The following is a 21,400-nucleotide window of genomic DNA, read 5'->3' as shown; positions in this document are numbered from 1 at the left end:
ATTAAATGACCTTTAATTCTTTACCCACCTCAATAAAGGCTTGGATGGCTTTGTCTAGTTGTTCACGAGTATGCGCAGCAGAAATTTGAGTACGAATTCGAGCCTGACCTTTTGGTACTACCGGGAAACTAAATCCAATAACGTAGATACCTCGTTCTAACATTTTATCAGCAAAAGACGATGCTAATTTTGCATCACCTAGCATAACTGGAATGATCGCGTGGTCTTTGCCCGCAAGGGTGAAGCCAGCTTCACTCATTTGAGCGCGGAAGTAGTTTGCGTTTTCCCATAACTGGTCACGTAGTTCAGAGCCTTGCTCAAGCATATCAAGTACGCGTAATGACGCAGTAACGATTGAAGGAGCTAAAGAGTTGGAGAATAGGTATGGGCGTGAACGTTGACGTAACCATTCGATCACCTCTTTTTTACCAGAGGTATAGCCACCAGAAGCGCCACCTAAGGCTTTACCTAGAGTACCTGTGATAATGTCGACACGGTCCATAACGTCACAGTATTCGTGTGTACCCCGGCCATTGTCACCAACAAAGCCTACTGCGTGAGAGTCATCAACCATTACTAGCGCGTCGTATTTGTCAGCTAAATCGCATACGGTTTTAAGATCACAAATCACACCGTCCATCGAGAATACACCATCGGTTGCGATAAGCTTAAAGCGTGCGCCGTCTTCATTGGCTTGTTGCAGTTGTCGCTCTAAGTCTGCCATGTCGTTGTTGGCATAGCGATAGCGTTTACACTTGGTCAGTCGAACACCATCGATAATTGATGCGTGATTTAATGAGTCAGAAATAATCGCGTCTTCAGGACCCAAGATAGTTTCAAAAAGGCCAGCGTTAGCATCGAAACACGAGCTGTACAAAATGGTATCTTCGGTTTTTAAAAAGCCGCTGATTTTGCTTTCAAGTTGTTTGTGAATATCTTGAGTACCACAGATAAAACGAACTGAAGCCACACCAAACCCGTGTTGCTCTAAACCACTTTGAGCGGCTTTGATAAGCTCGGGGTTGTTAGCTAAACCAAGGTAGTTGTTTGCACAGAAATTAAGAACCTGTTGCTCTCCAACATCTATGCTCGCACGCTGTTGTGAGGTAATGATTCGTTCTGATTTGTACAAGCCGTCTTGTTTTACTTGCTCGATTTGTTCTTTGATATGTGAAAAAAAGCCTTCTGCTCGCATCGTCGTGATACTCCAATAATGAGTGGCCAATAAAAGTTAGATGAATTGTACTGCTTTTAAAAAGTTACGTCAGCAAACAACACAGACATCCGATTAGCACAGGGTAAAAATAACCTTACAAGCGTGAAAATGACGCTCAAGCACTTTTTATTGGCTTGATTGGGTTAGTTGCCAATACTTCATCACGCTGTGTAAATTAGGAAAGACGCCATCAGCCAATTCTTTATCTTGATCCGAAAATGTCTGCCCACTCTCCACTAAATATTTAAACTGGACGTTTGCGGATCTCGCCGCTTTCATATCTGAGCCTTTGTCGCCGATCATGATTGATTTTGTCATGTCGATGTTGAGTTTTTTAGCTGCGGTGAGCAACATTCCCGGCTCAGGTTTTCGACAATCGCATGCTTTTAAGTACTCTGGTTGCGCATTAGTTGGGTGATGTGGACAAAACTGAACATCGGCAATTTGAACTTCGTGTTTAGCAAATTCACCTTTCATCCAACGAGTTAGCTCGTTAAACGTTTTTTCGTCATAGTATCCCCGTCCAATACCCGATTGGTTAGTCACTATGACGATTTCAAAGCCCTGTTGTTGAAACCATTTTGTGGCCTCAAACACTCCATCGATAAATTCGAATTGCTCAGGTTTAGAGACATAACCATGATCTACATTAACGACGCCATCTCGGTCTAAAAACAGTGCTTTGGTTTGCATCACAGTTCGAAGTCCTTACAGATCAGATCGAAAGTTTGTTTAACTTGGTCCACTGTAATACTTTGCATCAAGTCTGCACCCTTTGCTCGAGTACCCCATTTTAGCTTTTCGACTGGCTTGCCTTGTTGTGCACTGACGTGTTGTTCATAAGCGCTACAAACATAATCCTGATAGAGGTATGGCCCAGTTCGACCTGGATTTGAATGTGCATAAAGACCCAGCACAGGTGTTCTTTGTGTAACGGCCATATGCGCTGGCCCAGTGTCTGGTGCAATTACTAAGGAGGCTCGAGCAAGCATAGCTAACATTTGCTTTAAGGTCGTTTGACCTACAAAGTCATTTAACTCGACGTTACAGTGTTGCTTTATAGCATCGGCCGTTTCTTTATCTAATGGCCCTGGCCCGCCACAAAGCGACACAGTAAACCCTTTAGAAGCAGCATATTCGGCTATTTCGGCATAACGCTCTGGTAACCAGTTTCGCTCTTTTTTACTTGCTGCTGGAGCTATAATGAGCTGTTTTCCCTCACCTATACGCTGCTCGGCAAAGGCTTTATCTTTATCAGAAACAGGAATATCCCAGGTTAAATTACTCAATTCTTCCTCGGGCACACCAACAAGCTGAGCGAAACCGAAAAAGCCCTCTAAAACATGAGGTTCTTTTTTATATTTTATTCTCTCGCCAATAAATAGGCTGTGTAGTTCTTTAGAGCGGCCCCAATCAAATCCAACCTTGCGTTTCGCTTGGATAAAGCGGGTTGCCCAATTGGCTCTAAATGCAACCTGCATGTGTAACAAGACGTCAAAAACACGTTTTCCCAATGCTTTTTTTAGCAGTGTAAAAGCTTCTTTTCCTTTGCTTTTTTCAAAAATAACAAACTCAACGCCGGGTAGATTTTTGAGTAATTGATATTCAACTTTACCTATTACCCAAGTGATTTTGGCTTCGGGGTTATGGCGTTGTATTGCTTGAACAGCAGCGACCGCATGACAGACGTCACCGATAGCAGAAAGTCTTAAAATACAAATGGTTTTTGGGCTAGCAGTCAAAAAGTTACTCCAAAATCAAATTGGCTAAAATAGGGTAGGCTGATGTATGATCATAGCCATTCCAAGATTAAATTTAAACGTATCAAACTTGAATAATTCAACTTCGACGATTAGATGGCAAAAAAAGCAAGAAGGCCAGCAAATTATTTGGACGGATGAGCGCTACGGCGCAGAAATATCTAGCCAGTGGTTTGAGCCGACATATTGGCAAAACCAACAAGCTGTCGTCGGAACATCAAAAGGCCGCTATACCACTCACTTCGTTCGTCATCAGAGCGAAGAAAACGATGTAACTATGGTTCTTCGGCACTATTATCGAGGCGGAATGATACGCCATTTTAATCGCGACAAATTTTTGTACAGCGGCTTAGAGTCCTGTCGAAGCATAAAAGAACTCAAACTTTTAAAGTACATGGTTGAATTGGACTTGCCTGTCCCTAAGCCCGTCGCTGGTAGGGTCACAAGGCATGCTGGCCTTTGGTACAGTAATGACATTCTGATTGAATTGATCAAAGATGCAAAAGATGGGTTTAACCACTTGCTAAACGCTTCTCTACCAGAAGAGACTTGGGAAAAAATAGGTAAAGTGATAAAACAGTTCCACTTATCAGGGATTTATCATGCAGATTTGAATATTCATAATATACTGATATCTAATCAGTTAAATGATATCTATCTGATTGACTTTGATCGTTGTGAGCAACGAGCGGCCAATAAAGACTGGCAAGACGCTAACCTTCAGCGACTTAAACGTTCGTTAGTTAAAGAACTCGGTTTACACAAAACCTTTAATTTTAAAGAACAGGATTGGCAATGCTTGATGGCGGGATATCGAGAATGAAGCAACTAATTGCGTTAGTTCCCTATAACTTAATCATTGGATTATACGGCATAGCTGAACTTGTGAAATACCTTCTATTTCTTATTAATCGTTTTACGCTTCAAGTCTTTAATAATAAAGCGCGTGCTAATGCCAAAATGGACATCGCATGGGGCCAGAAATTAGGCCTGTATCCTAGATCGTTACCCAAAGAAGTTAAAAATAAGTGTGTTCTTATACATTGTGCGTCAATGGGCGAGGTCACGGTTTCTATTGGTGTTATAAAACAAATTTTAGATCAGCACCCTGATCACTATGTGGTGGTAACAACTAATACCTTGACTGGTAAACAGCAGCTGTACCGTAAGTTAAGCGCTGAATATCAACAACGAGTTTTTCATACCTATTTGCCGCTTGATTTGCCTTGGATGATGTCTGCATTGTTGCGTAAAGTTAAGCCCTTAGTGACCTTGATAGTTGAAGTCGAGCTGTGGCCAAATTTAATACGTAAGTGCAAGTCACGCGATATTCCCGTCATTATTATCAATGCAAGAATGACGGAGACGACACTACAAAGTTACAAAAAAGTCAGTTGGTTATCAAAACCTATGATAGCTGCCATTTCTCGTGTCATAGCTCGTAACCAAGCCGATTATGATGGTTATAAGTCTCTTGGTTTTCCAGAGCAAAACATCCAAATTGTCGGTAATCTAAAATTTGATATTGAATTACCCGATGAAAGTGTTGCGCTGCAAAAGCGCGCTCAGTTAAATCTCGATGAGAGGATCGTGTTTATTGCAGGAAGCACTCATCTGGATGAAGAAGAAGTTGTCATCAATGCATATAAAAAGCTCAAGTTTCAGTTTCCCGAGCTGATATTATTGGTTGCCCCCCGTCATCCCGATCGCTTTCACCAGGTCCTTGAGTATCTGATAGTTCAAGACGTAAATGTTATTCAACGTAGCCTCAATGAAGAAATTACAGATAAAACTGACGTAGTATTAATTGATGTTATGGGTGAGTTGAGTACTCTTTATGGAGCTTCAGATTTTGCTTTTGTTGGAGGGTCGATAGCTGACAAAGGTGGTCATAACCCATTAGAAGCCTCAGTGTATTCAAAACCTGTGATTATGGGTCCTCATGTTTATAACAACCCAGAAGTATGTGCCGAACTACAGCAGGTCGGTGGCCTTGCCATTGCTAATAGTGAAGAAGAGTTCTATGACACGGTGCAACTTTGGTGTGAAAATAAAGAAGTGCGGAGTAAAGTTGGAAAAGCTGGACGTCAAGCTATTGAATCTCATGCTGAGCTAACCAGCGTCATCGCCAAAGCTGTGTACGAAATCGTTGAAAAACCTGTTCAATAAGCCACTTATAGATATCACTGCGGGAGTTTTGGCTAAACGGAGCCAAACATTGGGTTTTGCATTTGATCAGGCGGGTTTTATTCAAGATGCCGCCAAGGACTTGGACTCGCTTGAGCTTAAAGCCAGAAGTCATCAAATAACCAGGGCCCTCAGTCGGTATCTCCCTTCGACCTATCAAGAATCGATTGAGATCCTTAATTCAGCGTTACTGCCAATTAACCCAAACTCAGACTTAAAAAACATCACAGCTTCTGAACAAGGGTTAGCAGGCTGGATATTGATGCCCATTAGCGATTATATCGGTATCAATGGCCAGTCTGATATTCCATTAGCATTAGAAGCGTTAAAACAAACCACTCAACGCTTCACCAGCGAATTTGGGATAAGGCATCTACTACTGACTCAGCCTCAATCCTGCTTGTCTATTATGGCTACTTGGCTCGATCATGAGTGCCATCACGTTCGCCGTTTAATCAGTGAGGGTACTAGGCCTTTGTTACCTTGGGCCATGCAGTTACCTGAATTTAAAACAAACCCAAATTGGGTTTTGCCATTACTCGAAATCTTGAAAGATGATCCATCTGAATATGTACGAAGAAGCGTCGCTAATCATATTAACGATATAAGCAAATCACACCCAGAACTTGTTGCAGAGATTAGCGGTCGTTGGTTAGCGTCAATGCCACAACAAAAGGACCTAGCTAGTAACCGACATAAGACAGTCAAACATGCATGTCGTACCTTGATAAAGGCCGGTGATAAGAGAGTATTGGAGCACTTTGGTTTTCAGTCTAACCCGCCGATAGAGGTCTCACTTTCGTTGAGCAAAGATGAGATTAACTTGGGCGAATCAGTGGAAATGAGTTGTTTACTACATAACCCAACGAGTGAACCCCAATCCATCATTATTGACTATCAAGTTAGGCACAAAAGAGCCAATGGTAGCCAATCCGCAAAAGTGTTTAAGTGGAAGACGTTAGAGCTTGGCTCCAATGAACAAGTAATCCTCAAAAAAATGCATCCGTTTAAAGTTATAACGACACGCGTCTATTACGAAGGCACCCAAGGTGTCGATATACAAATAAATGGTGAAATAAGAGCTAGTAAGAACATAGAGCTTAAGATGAAATGAAAAAGCGACTGATTAGTTCAGCCGCTTTTGTCTATGAGGTTCGTTCAAATGTGAACTTAGTTTTTGATCTTTTCGATGATTTTAGTGGTTGAACAACCATCAACAAACTCAATAACGGCAACATCACCACCACGCTTTTGTACTAAGTCTGCACCCACGATAGTTTCAGGCGTGTAATCTCCACCTTTTACCAAAACATCAGGTTCTACTTGCTCAATCAAACGATAAGGTGTGTCATCGTATTGATCCCCATTTACTTCACCAAATGGGATCACCCAATCAACACTTGCTAAGCCACTTATTACCGTTGCTCGCTGCTCAAGTGGGTTAACGGGACGTCCTTCGCCTTTTAAACGAGTAATAGAAGCATCATTGTTAAGTCCCACAACTAAACGGTCACCAAGTGCTTTGGCTTGTTCAAGGTAATGTACGTGACCGGCATGCAAAATATCAAAGCAACCATTGGTAAATACAATTCGTTCACCGCTCTGCTTTGCAAATTTGATGTGCTGTAAAACATCGTCAAATGGAGTTTGGTAATGACTTTGTTTAGAGCTAAACAAGTGTTTGTTTACAACTTGATATAACTCTTCAGGTGAGACGGTTGCTGCACCTAGTTTACTTACTACAATGCCAGCCGCTAAATTCGCAATCTTAGCGGCATCGGCAAGGGCTAAACCACTCGCCATCATCATCGCAAGTGTTGCAATTACTGTATCACCCGCACCAGTTACATCTGATACCTCTAATACTTGAGCTGGCATATCTACTTTTTCATTTTGAGTAATAGCAGACATACCTTGTTCACTGCGAGTAAGCAATATTGAATCTATATTACAGTGCGCCATGATAGCTCGCGCTGACTCGCTGATGGCATCCTCCGACTCTACGCGACCACCGGCAAGGGTAAACTCGTGTTTATTTGGAGTGATGACCGACGCACCGGAATAATCTGACAGATCTTTTGATTTAGGATCAACTAAGACCGTTTTACCTGCGTCACGAGCGACTTTTATCATGTCCCCAACATAGCGAAGCGAGCCTTTGTTGTAGTCAGAAAATACAATAAAATCAAAGTCGTGTAATTCGGCCTTAAACTGCTCTAGCAAAGCACTAGCATGTTGTTCAGCAAACGCTTCTTCAAAATCTAAGCGCACCACTTGCTGCTGACGACTAATCACTCGTAATTTTGTAATCGTAGGCTGGTCGGCTTGTACCATAAGTTTGGACTCTACGTGCTCATGTTGGAGCAGTTGAGTTAAACGAGTGCCATTTTCATCATTACCAACAATGCCCATTAAGGTCACTTTGCCATCAAGATGGGCAATATTTCGGGCTACGTTGGCGGCACCACCGACTTTATCATCCAAGTCAGCGATTTTGACAACAGGAACGGGTGCCTCTGGCGAAATCCGTTGCGAGTCACCAGTCCAGTAACGATCGAGCATTACATCGCCGACGACGAGGATTTTGTTGTCAGACAAGCGTTTAAAAATAGATAAATCAAACATAATGCGTCTTAGTCTGCCTGAGTAATTAACTCATCTATGGCTTCGCATAGCCAATGCCCAATAAACATATGAGCTTCTTGAATGCGCGCAGTAATCTCGTTTTTGATGATGATAGGAAGGGCAGCGATTTCTTTTACTTTTCCACCATCACGACCCGTAAATGCAACAGTGTAAGCGCCAATTTCGTTTGCCGCTTCAAGTGCTAAATTGATGTTTGCACTGGTACCACTTGTGGTTAATCCGATCACAACATCTTCAGGCTTTACGAGAGCTTCAACTTGACGAGAAAACACGGAGTCAAACGAGTAGTCATTTGCATTGGCGGTTAAAATTGAGGTGTCGGTTGTCAATGCGATAGAGGCAAGCGCACGGCGCTCTTTTTTGAATCGCACAACAAATTCAGCTGCTAAATGCTGACTGTCTGCTGCGCTACCACCATTGCCAAAAAATACAATCTTGCCACCATTTTGAAGCGCCTTGTAACACTCATTAGCAAGCGTTTCTGCTTGCGGTAAGTAATCGGCCATTTGCTGAAACAGTTCTAAATGTTGTTTCAAGTTTTGCTGGTAGCTTTGTTGCATATTAAACATCTGGTTGCCCTTGTTCGGAAGATTCGCCATTTGCAAGCGCAGTGTAATGAGCGGTTATCTCACGGACCGGCTCACGATACTCTTGCGTAACATATGGCTTAAATAATAGTAAAACTTTCAGCAAGCCGTGATAAATCATTTCGGTTGTTATTTGGGTGTCTTCGCGACTGGTTTTACAGTAGCTAATCCAAAACGTAACTTGCTGTTTTATGATATTTGCAAAGTCTTCAATATCGTCGGCATCCATTTTAATGACATTGGCAACTTCGAGACTCACAACGAGCTGGTGGATTTTGTCCATCATTTTATTGTGAATGTCCAAGTACTGAGATTTTAACTCAGGATCACGAGCCATAATGACTGGTAGGTTGTCGTATAAAAAGTTGAAGTGATATAGAGCTGAAAAAACAGCGTCTAGGTAGTTCGTCAAAATCTTAACTGGGTCTTGGCTCGGCTTAACCGGTTCAAAAGACACCTGCATGTGGTCTGCGTATTTTGTAAAGATGTTGCGAATGATTTCTTCTTTATTTCTGAAATGGTAATACAGATTACCAGGACTAATACTCAAGTGAGAGGCAATGTGATTGGTTGTTACATTGCGTTCACCTTTGGCATTAAATAGTTCAATACTGGCTTGAACAATACGATCTTTTGTTTTCATATCCTGTCTCTTAATTAGCTTAAACTCGCTAATAACCAATCCTTTGCGATTACGACTAAGGAGGCGAATAAGTTATTTTCTATTGAACTATTGATTAGATCAATAGCTCTATCGCTTTTCTTTAAGCCACTGTATCACAAACATCTCGATCCGCTTTTATTCGATGAAAATAAATCTGTTATAGTGTGTAAAGTGTTTGTTAAGAGGTATTTATTATTATGATTACGGCAATCTACCCAGGAACGTTCGATCCTATTACCAATGGCCATATTGATATCGTTAGACGATCGGCCAAATTATTCGATAAAGTCGTTATTTCTATTGCGATGAGTTCACGCAAGCAGCCTTTGTTTACTCTAGATGAACGTGTTGAACTGGTGAAGGCTGCGCTTGGCGACCTAGATAATGTAGAAGTTGAAGGCTTTAAGGGATTACTCGCCGATTACGCCAAGTCCAAAAACGCTACGGTTCTGATCCGCGGCGTGCGAGCTGTTGCTGACTTCGAATATGAATATCAATTGGCCTCTGTTAATCGTACCTTAAACCCAGAGTTAGAAAGTGTTTTGTTGACACCTAGTTCTGAGACAAGTCATATTTCTTCAACAATTGTAAGGGATGTTGCAGCACATGATGGTGATGTAAGTGCTTTTGTTCCAGAAGTAGTTAAACGCGCGCTGGATAAAAAGTTTAATGACTAAATACGTATCGTCGATGTGGTTTAAAGGGGCGTTGTTGTGGTTAAAAGGAGTGTTAATATCCGTTTTTGCGGTTTTAGGGCTCTCTCACCAAGCACTTGCGGGTCCTGTCTGGCAAGGTCAAGGCGCATACAAGGATGACTTTTTGGTCGGCACGCTTCACATCGGTGATGAGCGAGTAGAATCTCAACTACAATCATTAATGCGTTTAGTAGATCGAGTGGACACTTTGGTTGTAGAAGTCGACTTGTCTGAGATAAGCAATTTAGCTCAGAGTAACGCAGTCCAGAGATACGCATTGTTAAATGAAGGTCAGTCATTAAATCAATTGATTTCTGCGCAGGTGAGAAAAAGAGTCGATGCCTATTTTAATGCGTATGGACTCTCTATTGAGCAATATCAAGCCTTTAAGCCTTGGATGGTAGCAATAATAATGGTTCAGTTGTCTTATCAAGAGTTAGGACTGAACAGTCAGCTTGGGATAGATCAACAACTCATTAAATACGCAAAGCAACAAGGCAAAACCGTTATTCAATTAGAAACCTTTGAGTTTCAGTTGGATATGTTTAATCAGTTATTCAGTCAAAACTCGACTATCAGTTATGACGATATGCTATTAGATACATTAGACGAACTAACACAAATGTCAGAGCTTCCTAACAAAATGTTGTCGGCGTGGCTTGATGGAGACTTAGCTGTATTTGAACAAATCTACCAACAGACTTTGACCAGCAGTACGTTTGATAAAGCACTTGAAGAAATTATTATTAAGCGACGAAATTACGCTTGGAAAGCGAAGCTCGAACCATTACTTTTAGCTAATTCAGTTCTCGTCGCGACGGGAACACTGCATTATGTTGGACAGCACGGATTACCGACAATACTAAAAGGTGAATTTGTGTTGACTGATCAGAGTAATTCACAAAAAAACCAGTAAAAGTTTAGATTAAAGGCTCTAATTAGTGGTAAAAAATGCTGACATTTAGTGCCTTTGTCAATTTAGAAATTCAGGTTCTGTTCGTGCTATTCCATCAAGCTTCGGGCAAAATCGCACTATTGAAATTTACAGGGGATAACCATGGCATTACCATCATCAGCCGAGAAAATTTGGTTTAACGGAAAACTCATTCCTTTTGCAGACGCAAAAGTTCACGTTTTAAGTCACGCAATTCACTATGGCTCGTCAGTATTTGAAGGCGTTCGCGCATACAACACGCCAGACAAAGGTACGTGTATTTTCCGCCTAGACGATCACACCAAGCGTTTGTTCGATTCAGCTAAAATCTATCGCATGACGATACCTTATACTCATGAACAGCTTAACCAAGCACAAAAAGACGTTGTTGTTCAAAATGGTTTTAAATCAGCGTATTTGCGCCCAGCGGCGTTTTACGGTGAAATCGGCTTAGGTTTAGCAGTACCATTTAATACTGAAGCGGACGTGTTAGTTGCCGCAATGGAGTGGGGTGCATACTTAGGTGAAGAGGCACTAGAAAATGGTGTTGATGCAGGTATCTCCAGTTGGAATCGCTTGGCCGCTAACACTATGCCAACGGGTGCAAAAGCAGGTGGTAACTACCTTTCATCACAGCTTATCTCAATGGAAGCTCGTCGCCATGGGTATGGTGAAGGTATTGCACTAGACGTTAACGGTTATGTTTCTGAAGGTGCAGGTGAAAACCTGTTTGTTATCCGTGACAACGTTGTTACAACAACACCGGTTACCGCAGCGATTTTACCAGGTATTACCCGTGATACTATTATCACTTTACTTCGTGATATGGGTTATGAAGTACGTGAACAAAATATTCCGCGCGAGGCTCTTTACCTAGCTGACGAAGTACTGATGTGTGGTACGGCTGCGGAAGTAACACCAGTTCGCAGTGTTGATGGTATTAATGTGGGTGATGGAAAACGCGGCCCAATTACCAAAAAGGTACAAGATGCATTTTTTGGCCTGTTCAATGGCACAACGGAAGATAAGTGGGGCTGGTTAACTCCAGTAAAATAAAGACTTATTTAATCCATAGTTAAAACCGCAATATTTATTGCGGTTTTTTTGTATCAACAGGCAGCATTGAGATCTTTGTCTATACTTATTTTGTCTTTAAGTCGGGGTAAGTTAATGAAAAAAATTGTTTCTACAGGTGTCGCAACTCTTGCGGCTTTTCTCTCTCTGGCAGCACAAGCTAATGAGGATATTCAAATATCAGGCTTTGGATCGCTTGTTGGAGGAGTGATACTCGATGGTGACGGCTACTTTGCCCGAATGCCAGATGCAGCAGGTCAATACAGCGATGGTTTTGAATTCAAAACAGAGTCTCGAGTGGGGGTGCAGGCGAATTATCACATTAAGTCGGATTTGAACCTAACTGGCCAAGTGATGATTCGCGGTGCGAATGATTTTGATCCTGAATTAGAGTGGTTGTATTTAACTTATGACCTGACCCCTAACACTTTCTTGAAAATAGGCCAAATGCGCTTACCTGTATTCCATTATTCAGACTACATGGATGTTGGTGTTGCGTTTCCATGGCTAAGAATTCCCACAGATGCATACTCTCTTGCGTTTACAAATTATCAAGGTGCAAATTTAGACATTAACTTTGATTTTGGTGAAGTGACTTCACAACTCAGAGTTTATGCAGGCCAAGAAGACACTGATCCAAATAAACTCATAACGGCAATAGAACAATACAAAACGGAACAACGTTACAACGACAGAGGTGTATTTCAAGGCGTACGAGGAATAAGAACCACCAAAGATTATCGAGATTTAATTGGGGTAGTGTTGGACAACCAGATGGGTAACTGGGGATTACGTCTTTCTTACTTGGATGGTCGTGAAAAATTTACGTTTTACGATGAAGGTGGGTACCCTTCGCAGCCTTTATTCGGAGGAGAATGGGTCGATACTCAGTTTTTCGATGTTTCACTGCAATATGACAATGGCGACGTATTGGTCAAAGGTGAATGGAATGATTACGACAATATTTATACCTCGTGGTTTGTAACACTTGCCTATCGATTTGATAAATGGACTCCATATGTATTTTATTCAAACTTTGAAGGTGTATTCAGATTTATTGCACCAGGTGGTATTAGAAACGGGTTTGAAGATTCAGAAACAGGGTCGTTAGACGACGACTATAATTCAGTTGGTGTTGGTGCTAGATATGATTTGACGGCTACAACGGCGCTTAAATTTGAGCTTTTAACTTTCAACGATGAAGGTGACGCGGCAGTTTACATTGATAAGGACCGCGACGGTGATACGGACAGTACGTCGCTATTTGTTGCGTTGGACTTTTCTTTTTAGCCGGGGGCTGGGAGTTGCGTTATGAAAACATTATTCGTTTTATTTTTGTTATTGATTACTCCGATTAGCTTTGCGGCTAGTGTTGTCGTTGTGAATGCAGAAAATGAATCAAAAATTACTAGTTCAGACATAAAAAAATTATTTTTAGCTCGTAAAGGTGCCTTTAACAATGGAGACCCAGCGAGGTTAGCAACGCTCGAAAAAAACAATGAAATTCGAGAGGATTTCAATAGCAATATTTTAAACAAATCAGAGTCACAGTATTCTGGCTATTGGGCCAAGATGCGTTTTACTGGCCGAGCAACACCACCACTAGAGTTTTCTAGCTCAATAGAAGTAAGGGAGTTTGTTTCTAAAAATAAAAATGCAATTGGAGTCATGGATGCAGAAGATGTTGATGGGTCTGTTCGAGTTGTATTTGAGTTTTAGGTAATTGTAAGGGCTTTGCACCATGAGTGTTACGAATATGAAAAAGTTAACTGCTTATTCTGTTTTACTTTGTTGTAGTTTATTACCGGAAGAAGTCAGAGCAAATGATGATATAGACGTATCGGGCTTTGGCTCTTTGATCGGTGGTTTCGTGTTAGACGGTGATGGCTATTGGGCTAGGCAGCCTTATGCCGCAGGCCAGTATGAATCGGGCTTTGAGTTTAAGACGGAATCTCGATTAGGCATCCAAGCTCGATACTTTCTTACTGACAGAACGCGTATTACTGGGCAACTAATGATGAGGGGAATACACGACTTTAAGCCAAAACTGGAATGGTTATATGTCAGCCATGACCTAACCAATGATTTATCTCTTCACGTTGGTCAAATGAGGTTACCTGTCTATCACTTTTCGGACTTTATGGATGTAGGGATCGCTTATCCTTGGTTAAGAGTTCCATCGGATGCCTATTCGCTTGCCGTCACCAATTTCCAGGGTGCGGGTTTTCAATATAATCATCACTTTGATGATATTTGGGTATCAGTTAAAGGCTATGGTGGTCAGCAAGATACGGATCCGAACGAATTAATTACCACTATTTCCCAATATCAAAAAAGTCAGCGTTATAACGACGATGGCAATTTTGTGGGCGTTGAGGGCATACGTCGAGTAAAAAACTACCGCGATATGAAGGGTTTAGTATTAGAAGTTGGCTATGAGTGGTTAAGTGTTCGCTATTCATTTCTCGATCATCAAGAGCAATTTTTACGCTTTGAAGAAGGGGAATACCCAAGCAATAGTCAAAGTAGTGGTCGTTGGTATGACATTCATTTTAAAGACTTTTCGGTAAAAGTGGATACGGAGAAGTGGTTCGCGATTTACGAATGGAATGAATATGACGGGATTTATGAATCTTGGATGACCTCGGTCGCGTATAGAGTAGGCAAGTTTACCCCTTATGTGTATTACACCGCGTTTGAAGAACCTAATAGTAGAGACATTGCACCTGGGGGAATTTCAGCAGGATTTGAAGACCCTGATACTGGGACACTTGATGTGAAGTACAATACTCTTGCCTTTGGTTCTCGATATGACATTAACCCAAGGTTAGCTCTAAAAGTGGAATACACTATATTCACTGATAAGGGTGACTCAGCGGTATTTATCGATAAAGATCAAGATGGTATAACAGATTCTAAAGGACTGTTTGTCGGTCTTGATTTTACATTTTAAGGCAGAGTGAAGATGAAAAAGATTGTCATAGTATTACTGTTGTGTTTTTCCATGCCTTTATTTGCAGGCAACGTTATTGTTGTGCACAAGGACAATGACACAAGTTTATCGTTATCAGACGCAAAAAAGATTTATTTGGGTCGCTCTGGTGCGTTTGACAATGGCACAAGAGCGGTGCCTATTACGCTTGCAGAAGGGCACGCTATTCGCGCCGACTTCAATCGAACTATATTGAATAAGTCAGAATCACAATATTCTGGTTATTGGGCGAAAATGTCGTTTACAGGTCGTGCGATTCCGCCAAAAGAGATGACGAACTCAAAAGAAGTCAAAGATTTTGTGGCGGGGAATGTCAACGCTGTCGGAATAATGAATGACGAGTTTGTAGACGAGAGTGTCAGAATCGTCGCTCGGTTTTAGAGATAGCAGATATAAACATTCCATAAAAAAAGAGCCCAACATTGGGCTCTTTTTGATCCAACCATCCAAAAGCCACAAAACTTCTTTGGTTTTACTTTTTTTTCTGTAAGTTAGAAAAAAGTAAAAAATATTAAAACTTTTTCTCACATCCTAGCGACTATATAAATAATCGATAAATGAGGCGGAATGCCAACAGCAAAACTTAGGACAGATTTTGTTTTTTAAGCAAAGCGATGACGCATTAATTAATCAGGCACTAAATGGCAGTGAGCGGGGCTGGAACAAGCTAGTTAAACGCTACGAAAACGTCGTTTATACCTATGCGTTAAAAATGACAGGCAACCAAGCCGATGCCATGGACTTGATGCAAGAAACCTTTATTTCTGTTTGTAACAGTTTGCACCAATTTAAAGGTAATAGCAGTTTCAAAACCTGGTTAATGTCTTTGGCGCATTATCGCTGTGTGGATTTTTACCGGAGAAAACAGCTCGATCGCGATGGTGAAAAAAATGTCGAACATCTGGTTAGCGTTGACTCTTGGAGTCAGCCTTGTGGAGAGCATGAAGTTCAACAATCTCGGGCAGAAGTGGTGAAATTATTAATGCAGTTACCATTTGAACAAAAGCTAGTGGTCGAACTAAAAATGTTTCAGCAACTGACTTTTGAGCAAATAGCTGAACAACTAGGTGGCTCAGTAAATACGGTTAAATCTCAGTTTTATAGCGCTTTGTCTAAGTTAAAACGGTCAATAGAGAGTGAAGAAAATGCCGCATAACGAATCAGTTAATTTAGAAGGTTTATTTTACGCTTGGCTTGCGGGTGAGTCATTGAGTAAAGAGCAATTAAACCTGTTAAAAAATGACTCTGAGTGGGCCGAGCGGATGCAGGTAGCTGAAAATATGAAGTTTCATAATCAGCAATTTGAATCATCTGTAAAAACTCCTGAGTGGGACAGGGTAAGTACTTATACTCGGAGTGTGGTAAACCAGCAAAAAGGCTGGCTTCAAACTACGTTGGTACCGAGCCTAGCGATGACCTTTTCGGTATTTGCGTGTGTTGTTATGTTATTTGATATAAATCTTGTTAAACAGGAAGGGCAATGGCAGGTGTTAACTGGCTCAGATTACCGTGAACAATGGCAACAAGAGCAGCAAGCTGCAATAACGACTCAAATCAATCATCAACTGGACCAAAAACTAAACGACTGGTATGTGCAAAGTAGCGCTCATATAACGAATACTTTTGATAAGTTAGAAACACGACAAGCTGAAAATACAACTCGACTTGCCAACTACTTATTGGAAAGTAGTAGAGCTGAGCGCCAACAGGATATTCAACGTGTTGTTCACTTATTGCAAAGCCAACAATCAGAAGATTTAGCTTATTTGGAAGATGAAATTAATCGTCTCCAATATCAATTTAGATCCGCAAATGAATCAAGACCATCACTATCTACGTCACCTGTGCCATATGCAGTGAGCGATGAGTAGATTTTGGATAAAACGCGAAGTGAGAGTAAGAAGATGAAAAAAAATAAACTTGTTGGACTGATTGTATTGTCATTATCCATATTTAGTGCTGCCTCAGCTGCTAAAGATAATGAGATTGAACGTCAGGTAGAAGCCGCCAAAAAAGACATTCGTATCATGTCTTCAATTATTGAAACTTCATTACAAGAAGCATTAGGTACCCGTGCCAACCACGTTAAAGGTAGCTTTTTGGCGGGCCAAGGGCTGTACTTTGAGCTACGAACATCGAATCATGGTCCAGCAGTATTTAGAGGCCTCAATCGCCACATTGTCAGCGAGTATCCGGGCAATGTTACTTTTATTGAAGCTGCCGATATGGCAGATGTGCCTGTGCCTCCGATTCCATCGGCACCTGAGTTAGCCGAAAAAATAAAGCACGCTGAAGAAATCGTTGAAGCCATTGTCGAAATGGAGTTTGTCACGGAAGATAATCAATTATTTATCGAAATGAGCCGAGATGAATTACAAGAGCTCGAGCGAGAGATGCAAAAGGCGACAGCGCTCTCTCGTACTACTAAAGGTATGTCAGAAAAAGAACAGCGAGAGATCAGAGAAAAGCAGCGAGAGTTACGCAAAAAGCATCATGAACTATCAAAAAAAGCCAACCGTGTAGAGCGAGAAGTGCGATCAGTAGAACGTAAAATTCGCGATGCAGAGCTAACGCGTGAACTTGGCGATGAAAAAAGTGAAAAGAAAATTATTGCACTGCAAGATGTGATGAAAGAACTGAGTGAAAAGCTCAAAGTTATTCACTCAGATATGGCCGAGTTTAAGCAAGATGCTGCAGAAATGGCGAAGCAGGCAAAACAAAAAGTGAAGGATCAGCAACGCGACTTACTGAAATCTTATGTAAATGTGATCTCGGAAGTGACTTGTAGTTTTGGTGGCGGACTGAAGTCTGTCGGTAAAAATGAACACATTACCTTCTATGTCAACGGTTTTGCCGACCAATACTTTGTGTTTAAACAAGGTGATATTCAAAAGTGTGCGACAGGCGATATGAGCTCAAAAGAACTTTTATCTAAAGCCGTCACTTATAGTTTTTAAGTTACAGTAAGATATTAATCGCAAGCAATACAAAAATGAGTCCCGTAAGCCCGTCAAGCCATCGTTGCGATGATGGGTGGGACTTAAAATGTTGGGCAATTTTGTCACCATAATGGACATAGGTAAGGTCAATAGGGTACGCCAAAATCGCATACAACAACCCAAATATGATGATTTGATGGGTACCGGACGTACTCAGTGATAAGTCGACAAACTGTGGAATAAACGCAATAAAAAACAGTGCAACTTTTGGGTTTAGAACTTCAGTCAGCATAGCTTGCCACATGACATTTTTGTGAGTGTTTTTAGGCATGTCTAACGGTGAATCAAAGCTACTGCTTGTATCTGGCTTGAATGCACTATTGAGTGTTTGAATACCGAGAAAAAACAGATAACCGGCCCCTAAATACTGAACGAGCTGGTAGGCAGTTGGACTTGCTTTTAACAGCGCCGATAAACCCAAAACCGCAAGTAAGGTGTGTGCTAAGCCTCCTAACGCAAACCCAGCTGCTGCATATTTTCCTGCTGCTTTTCCTTTGCTCATTGTCTGTGCCAACAGAAAGGCATTCGACGGCCCTGGCGTGACAGCTAGCAGGGTCGACACTAATAAAAAAGAAATAACAGACTCTAGGTTTAGCATTTGGGCAAGGTTCCTAATTGGTGTGTATACAAATCACTCACGTAATTTTCCAAATCAAAATTATTACGTAACAATCTCATTGAATCCGTTTCATTTTTTATACTTCATAGGCACAATGTCAACTTATCATTGTTTTTATTAGGTGGGTGTTTTGCAATTTCAATTTGACCAAATCGACGTCATCGCAAGCGTGTTATTACTCGTGGCGATTGGCTTATTCATCAGTCGTTTAACCATCAATAAATCGTTGCGTCAACGTCAGGCTGAGCTAACTGAATTAATGCAAGCTCATACGGTTCAAGCAGAGAAACTTCAGACCGTCAGCGACGAGTTGTCGCGCACCGAGTCGGTTAAAGTTAATTTTCAAACACAAGCACAGATCAGTCAACGCGATGTTGCTCGTTTAGAGTCAGAGGTTAGTGGCCTTAATACCCGGATAAAAGAGCGAGATAGCTTTGTCACTGAGTTAAAACAGACAAATGAAAAGCTAACTCAACAAATAGAAGCAAAACAGCAAGAGTTAACCGGTGTTCGCAGTGAGTTAGCAGAATTAAAAACAAGCTTAACAGAAAAACAACAGTTCTTTGAAGAGCAGCAATTACAGGTCGAAAAGCAACGCGAACAGCTTAAAGTTGAGTTTGCTAATCTGGCGAACAAAATCTTGGAAGAAAAGAGTCAGTCGTTTAGTCAGTCCAACAAATCAGAGCTTGATGCCATATTAAAACCATTTAAAGAGCAGGTTGAAGGCTTCCAGAAGCGCGTTAACGAAGTGCATTCGGAGTCGATAAAAGGCCAAGCAACAGTAAGCTCAGAGCTGAAAAAAGTACTGGAAGTTGGTATGCAAATGACGGCCGAAGCGAATAACTTAGCGACGGCGTTAAAAGGCGATAAAAAGACGACGGGTAATTGGGGTGAAGTACAGCTTGAGCGAACATTACAGCTAGCCGGGCTGATCAAAGGCTCTCATTACGACACCCAAGAAAATATGAAAGACGAAGAGGGTAATCGTCGACTCCCTGATTTTGTGATTAAGCTGCCAGATGACAAACACATCGTAATTGATAGTAAAGTATCATTGGTTGCCTATGACAAAGCCATTGCCGCCGAGTCAGAAGGCGAGCTAAACGCTGCCCTTGATGAACATTGTGATGCAGTTCGAAATCATATTAACGATCTGTTTAAAAAGGATTATTCAAATCTTGTTGGGTTGCGAAGTCCGAGTTTTGTTCTAATGTTTATGCCAATTGAACCAGCCTACATTGAAGCATTGAAACACCGCAAAGACTTATTTAATTACGGCTATGAGAAAAACGTGATTTTGGTGTCACACACAACCTTGATGCCGATACTCAAAACCGTCGCTAATTTGTGGCGAATCGAGCAAGGCAACACTGAGGCACGAGAGTTAAGTCAGCGTGCCGGTGAAATATATAATCAAGTTTGTGTTGTTGCAGAGCGTTTGCAAAAGCTTGGTCGTACGTTAAACACGGTAAGTAACCAATACAACGACACAGTGAAAGGATTAGCAGGAAAACAAGGTTTAGCCGGCAAGGTAGAGCGATTTGCTCGAATTTCGCAAAAAGTCACAAAAACAATGCCACAATTAGAGCCTAACCATGTAGATGTCGAACATGAGCGATTAGAGCTTATTGCAGAGGCAGTTGAAACCGAATCTGACAGCGAAACTACGATGTCAGAGCCGTCATTGGATACAGAAGGCAAGTAGTATGCAAGACCAGCACGAAGCGTTTAAACAAAAGCGAAAGTTTATCGTTCGCTTAGGAAAAATGTTGCACAAGTACGGTACCCCTGCGTATCGTCTTGAGGCGCATTTAATGACGCTTGCTGATGCGTTGGGATTGCGTTCGTCGTTTATTATTTCACCGACGTCAATGACCTTCGTATTGTGGACAGAAGGGCACGAAGACGAATACACCCATGCTGCTCGAGTCGATCCGGGTGATTTGGACATGGGCTCTTTATCTCGTACCGACGATGTTGTTGATCTTGTTTTAGGTGGTGAACTCAGTGTTGAAGAAGCGCAGTTGCGCCTAGATGAAATTGAGTTTATGCCAAACCCCTACGGGCGCTGGGCAACGGCACTATCTCACGGCTTGACCGGCGGTGCTTTTGCCATGTTGATGAACACCTCTGCTAACACCGCTATTTGGTCCGCATTGTTAGGTTTGGTGGTGTATGTATTTATTCTTTGGTCCGAGCGTTCTAAAGGGATCACTAATATGCTTGAGCCTTTGGTATCGATGATGACCGCAATAGGGGCTTGTGCGATTGCGGCGTATATCGACCCTGGAATCAATATCCATTTGGCCGTATTGTCATCTATTATCGTTTTGGTACCGGGCCTTGCTCTAACCATTGGCCTTCAAGAACTATCTGCTAGACACTTGGTTTCTGGCACCGCGAAAGTAATGGATGCAGTTATGATCCTATTTAAGCTTTATTTTGGTGCTTTTGTTGGGATAGAAATCGGTCATAGTTTATTTGGCGAGGTGGAATATCTCGCTCAGCCAACTTTACCTAAATGGTCAGCGTGGCTTGCAATCTTTATCTTGGGTTGGGCGCTAATCATTGCTTTTAGAACTCGCCGTAGACATATTGTATGGTCTTTGTTGATTGGCTTTGTTGCCTATGGTTCAAGCCATTATGGCTCACTGTATTTTGACTTAGGGATAGGCGCGTTTTTGGGTGCGTTCATGGTTGGTATATACGGTAACTTATTTACTCGTCTTGCCAATGCACCAGCTGTAATCGTCACGATGCAGGGACTGATTGTCTTAGTACCGGGCAGTAAAACCTTTATCAGCCTCAACTCCTATATTGTCGGAGAAGGCTTTGCCTCTGCAGAGTTAGCAGGACAACAATCACTGGTGATCTTGATGTCAATTGTGGCTGGTCTTATCTTTGCAAACTCCGCTCTTCCTCCTAAAAAGAGCTTGTAGTCAACTTTACTAAGTTGCTGAATAACTGAATAAAAGCTCTATATCTTCGTTTCTATGTTTGTGCAAGTGTTGGTTAATATTTGTACAA

General features: G+C 41.6%; 22 protein-coding genes. 15 read left to right on the top strand and 7 right to left on the bottom strand.

Annotated features, from left to right (window positions below; translation table 11 throughout):
• Position 1: 1 nt before the first annotated feature.
• The 3 genes from J1N51_RS09270 to J1N51_RS09260 all read right to left on the bottom strand — a co-directional run bounded on the left by J1N51_RS09270 (position 2) and on the right by J1N51_RS09260 (position 2,958).
• A complete protein-coding gene (locus tag J1N51_RS09270) occupies positions 2–1,195 on the bottom strand; it encodes a glycine C-acetyltransferase (protein WP_208830665.1) in 1,194 nt (397 codons plus the stop codon).
• 147 nt (positions 1,196–1,342) lie between these two features.
• Entirely contained in the window at positions 1,343–1,909 is a 567-nt protein-coding gene (gmhB, locus tag J1N51_RS09265) for a D-glycero-beta-D-manno-heptose 1,7-bisphosphate 7-phosphatase (protein WP_208833389.1), read from the bottom strand.
• Entirely contained in the window at positions 1,909–2,958 is a 1,050-nt protein-coding gene (locus J1N51_RS09260) for a glycosyltransferase family 9 protein (RefSeq protein ID WP_208830663.1), read from the bottom strand. Before J1N51_RS09260 ends, gmhB begins: the two co-directional genes overlap by 1 nt.
• Before the next feature lie 46 nt (positions 2,959–3,004).
• Between J1N51_RS09260 and J1N51_RS09255 the strand changes: the two genes are divergently transcribed.
• Genes J1N51_RS09255 through J1N51_RS09245 form a run of 3 tightly spaced genes read left to right on the top strand, consistent with a single transcriptional unit; the run spans position 3,005 to position 6,277 of the window.
• Positions 3,005–3,799: a 3-deoxy-D-manno-octulosonic acid kinase gene (locus J1N51_RS09255; RefSeq protein WP_208830661.1), complete on the top strand. Its 795-nt coding sequence runs from the start codon at positions 3,005–3,007 to the stop codon at positions 3,797–3,799.
• Entirely contained in the window at positions 3,796–5,145 is a 1,350-nt protein-coding gene (locus tag J1N51_RS09250) for a 3-deoxy-D-manno-octulosonic acid transferase (RefSeq protein WP_208830659.1), read from the top strand. The genes J1N51_RS09255 and J1N51_RS09250 overlap by 4 nt, the downstream gene beginning before the upstream one ends.
• Positions 5,126–6,277: a DNA alkylation repair protein gene (locus tag J1N51_RS09245; protein ID WP_208830657.1), complete on the top strand. Its 1,152-nt coding sequence runs from the start codon at positions 5,126–5,128 to the stop codon at positions 6,275–6,277. The genes J1N51_RS09250 and J1N51_RS09245 overlap by 20 nt, the downstream gene beginning before the upstream one ends.
• Positions 6,278–6,333: 56 nt before the next feature.
• On the opposite strand, the gene hldE is transcribed toward J1N51_RS09245, so the two are convergent.
• From hldE to J1N51_RS09230, 3 genes are read right to left on the bottom strand one after another with little or no spacing between them, the layout of a single operon-like run.
• Positions 6,334–7,788 carry a bifunctional D-glycero-beta-D-manno-heptose-7-phosphate kinase/D-glycero-beta-D-manno-heptose 1-phosphate adenylyltransferase HldE gene (gene hldE, locus J1N51_RS09240; RefSeq protein ID WP_208830654.1) on the bottom strand — a complete coding sequence of 485 codons (1,455 nt, stop codon included), beginning with the start codon at positions 7,786–7,788 and terminating at the stop codon, positions 6,334–6,336.
• 8 nt (positions 7,789–7,796) lie between these two features.
• Positions 7,797–8,378 (bottom strand): D-sedoheptulose-7-phosphate isomerase, encoded by a 582-nt coding sequence (locus J1N51_RS09235; RefSeq protein ID WP_208830652.1) that lies wholly within the window; start codon positions 8,376–8,378, stop codon positions 7,797–7,799.
• Positions 8,371–9,039, bottom strand: a complete 669-nt coding sequence (locus J1N51_RS09230; protein ID WP_208830650.1) for a TetR/AcrR family transcriptional regulator — start codon at positions 9,037–9,039, stop codon at positions 8,371–8,373. The genes J1N51_RS09235 and J1N51_RS09230 overlap by 8 nt, the downstream gene beginning before the upstream one ends.
• A 218-nt stretch (positions 9,040–9,257) precedes the next feature.
• On the opposite strand from J1N51_RS09230, the gene coaD reads away from it, so the two are divergent.
• The 10 genes from coaD to J1N51_RS09180 all read left to right on the top strand — a co-directional run bounded on the left by coaD (position 9,258) and on the right by J1N51_RS09180 (position 17,712).
• Positions 9,258–9,737: a pantetheine-phosphate adenylyltransferase gene (gene coaD / locus J1N51_RS09225; RefSeq protein ID WP_408635830.1), complete on the top strand. Its 480-nt coding sequence runs from the start codon at positions 9,258–9,260 to the stop codon at positions 9,735–9,737.
• Positions 9,730–10,671, top strand: coding sequence for a TraB/GumN family protein (locus J1N51_RS09220; RefSeq protein ID WP_208830648.1), 942 nt, complete (start codon positions 9,730–9,732; stop codon positions 10,669–10,671). Before coaD ends, J1N51_RS09220 begins: the two co-directional genes overlap by 8 nt.
• A 141-nt stretch (positions 10,672–10,812) precedes the next feature.
• A complete protein-coding gene (locus tag J1N51_RS09215; protein ID WP_208830646.1) occupies positions 10,813–11,745 on the top strand; it encodes a branched-chain amino acid transaminase in 933 nt (310 codons plus the stop codon).
• A 114-nt stretch (positions 11,746–11,859) separates the two neighbouring features.
• Positions 11,860–13,053, top strand: a complete 1,194-nt coding sequence (locus J1N51_RS09210; RefSeq protein ID WP_208830644.1) for a porin — start codon at positions 11,860–11,862, stop codon at positions 13,051–13,053.
• Between the two features lie 21 nt (positions 13,054–13,074).
• Positions 13,075–13,482 carry a phosphate ABC transporter substrate-binding protein gene (locus J1N51_RS09205; protein ID WP_208830641.1) on the top strand — a complete coding sequence of 136 codons (408 nt, stop codon included), beginning with the start codon at positions 13,075–13,077 and terminating at the stop codon, positions 13,480–13,482.
• A 22-nt stretch (positions 13,483–13,504) separates the two neighbouring features.
• A complete protein-coding gene (locus tag J1N51_RS09200) occupies positions 13,505–14,716 on the top strand; it encodes a hypothetical protein (RefSeq protein ID WP_208830639.1) in 1,212 nt (403 codons plus the stop codon).
• Between the two features lie 12 nt (positions 14,717–14,728).
• Positions 14,729–15,136, top strand: a complete 408-nt coding sequence (locus J1N51_RS09195; protein ID WP_208830637.1) for a type 2 periplasmic-binding domain-containing protein — start codon at positions 14,729–14,731, stop codon at positions 15,134–15,136.
• A 214-nt stretch (positions 15,137–15,350) separates the two neighbouring features.
• A complete protein-coding gene (locus tag J1N51_RS09190) occupies positions 15,351–15,911 on the top strand; it encodes an RNA polymerase sigma factor (RefSeq protein WP_208830634.1) in 561 nt (186 codons plus the stop codon).
• The gene (locus J1N51_RS09185; RefSeq protein ID WP_208830632.1) at positions 15,901–16,626 is read left to right on the top strand and encodes a hypothetical protein; all 726 of its coding nucleotides are present in this window, start codon (positions 15,901–15,903) and stop codon (positions 16,624–16,626) included. Before J1N51_RS09190 ends, J1N51_RS09185 begins: the two co-directional genes overlap by 11 nt.
• 33 nt (positions 16,627–16,659) lie before the next feature.
• The gene (locus tag J1N51_RS09180) at positions 16,660–17,712 is read left to right on the top strand and encodes a hypothetical protein (RefSeq protein WP_208830630.1); all 1,053 of its coding nucleotides are present in this window, start codon (positions 16,660–16,662) and stop codon (positions 17,710–17,712) included.
• A gap of 1 nt (position 17,713) precedes the next feature.
• Here J1N51_RS09180 and J1N51_RS09175 read toward each other — a convergent pair whose 3' ends face one another.
• Complete coding sequence (locus tag J1N51_RS09175; protein ID WP_208830628.1) at positions 17,714–18,352, bottom strand: LysE family translocator; 639 nt, start codon at positions 18,350–18,352, stop codon at positions 17,714–17,716.
• 151 nt (positions 18,353–18,503) lie between these two features.
• Between J1N51_RS09175 and rmuC the strand changes: the two genes are divergently transcribed.
• Together rmuC and J1N51_RS09165 are read left to right on the top strand one after the other, a co-directional pair.
• Positions 18,504–20,078 (top strand): DNA recombination protein RmuC, encoded by a 1,575-nt coding sequence (rmuC, locus tag J1N51_RS09170; RefSeq protein ID WP_208830626.1) that lies wholly within the window; start codon positions 18,504–18,506, stop codon positions 20,076–20,078.
• Position 20,079: 1 nt separating this feature from the next.
• A complete protein-coding gene (locus J1N51_RS09165) occupies positions 20,080–21,312 on the top strand; it encodes a threonine/serine exporter family protein (protein ID WP_208830624.1) in 1,233 nt (410 codons plus the stop codon).
• Positions 21,313–21,400: the final 88 nt, after the last annotated feature.

Origin of the sequence: Psychrosphaera ytuae, from assembly GCF_017638545.1 — a bacterium.
GTDB lineage: Bacteria > Pseudomonadota > Gammaproteobacteria > Enterobacterales > Alteromonadaceae > Psychrosphaera > Psychrosphaera ytuae.
Note: the sequence above shows the minus strand (reverse complement) of the source record. Positions and strands in the feature narration are given on the sequence as shown.

Coding starts and splice junctions, on each gene's coding strand:
- J1N51_RS09220 (WP_208830648.1), top strand. CDS start 9,730: ATGACTAAATACGTATCGTCGATGTGGTTTAAAGGGGCGTTGTTGTGG.
- J1N51_RS09175 (WP_208830628.1), bottom strand. CDS start 18,352: ATGCTAAACCTAGAGTCTGTTATTTCTTTTTTATTAGTGTCGACCCTG.
- J1N51_RS09250 (WP_208830659.1), top strand. CDS start 3,796: ATGAAGCAACTAATTGCGTTAGTTCCCTATAACTTAATCATTGGATTA.
- gmhB (WP_208833389.1), bottom strand. CDS start 1,909: ATGCAAACCAAAGCACTGTTTTTAGACCGAGATGGCGTCGTTAATGTA.
- J1N51_RS09235 (WP_208830652.1), bottom strand. CDS start 8,378: ATGTTTAATATGCAACAAAGCTACCAGCAAAACTTGAAACAACATTTA.
- J1N51_RS09185 (WP_208830632.1), top strand. CDS start 15,901: ATGCCGCATAACGAATCAGTTAATTTAGAAGGTTTATTTTACGCTTGG.
- J1N51_RS09255 (WP_208830661.1), top strand. CDS start 3,005: ATGATCATAGCCATTCCAAGATTAAATTTAAACGTATCAAACTTGAAT.
- hldE (WP_208830654.1), bottom strand. CDS start 7,788: ATGTTTGATTTATCTATTTTTAAACGCTTGTCTGACAACAAAATCCTC.
- J1N51_RS09210 (WP_208830644.1), top strand. CDS start 11,860: ATGAAAAAAATTGTTTCTACAGGTGTCGCAACTCTTGCGGCTTTTCTC.
- J1N51_RS09270 (WP_208830665.1), bottom strand. CDS start 1,195: ATGCGAGCAGAAGGCTTTTTTTCACATATCAAAGAACAAATCGAGCAA.
- J1N51_RS09200 (WP_208830639.1), top strand. CDS start 13,505: ATGAGTGTTACGAATATGAAAAAGTTAACTGCTTATTCTGTTTTACTT.
- coaD (WP_408635830.1), top strand. CDS start 9,258: ATGATTACGGCAATCTACCCAGGAACGTTCGATCCTATTACCAATGGC.
- J1N51_RS09180 (WP_208830630.1), top strand. CDS start 16,660: ATGAAAAAAAATAAACTTGTTGGACTGATTGTATTGTCATTATCCATA.
- J1N51_RS09165 (WP_208830624.1), top strand. CDS start 20,080: ATGCAAGACCAGCACGAAGCGTTTAAACAAAAGCGAAAGTTTATCGTT.
- J1N51_RS09230 (WP_208830650.1), bottom strand. CDS start 9,039: ATGAAAACAAAAGATCGTATTGTTCAAGCCAGTATTGAACTATTTAAT.
- J1N51_RS09195 (WP_208830637.1), top strand. CDS start 14,729: ATGAAAAAGATTGTCATAGTATTACTGTTGTGTTTTTCCATGCCTTTA.
- J1N51_RS09215 (WP_208830646.1), top strand. CDS start 10,813: ATGGCATTACCATCATCAGCCGAGAAAATTTGGTTTAACGGAAAACTC.
- J1N51_RS09205 (WP_208830641.1), top strand. CDS start 13,075: ATGAAAACATTATTCGTTTTATTTTTGTTATTGATTACTCCGATTAGC.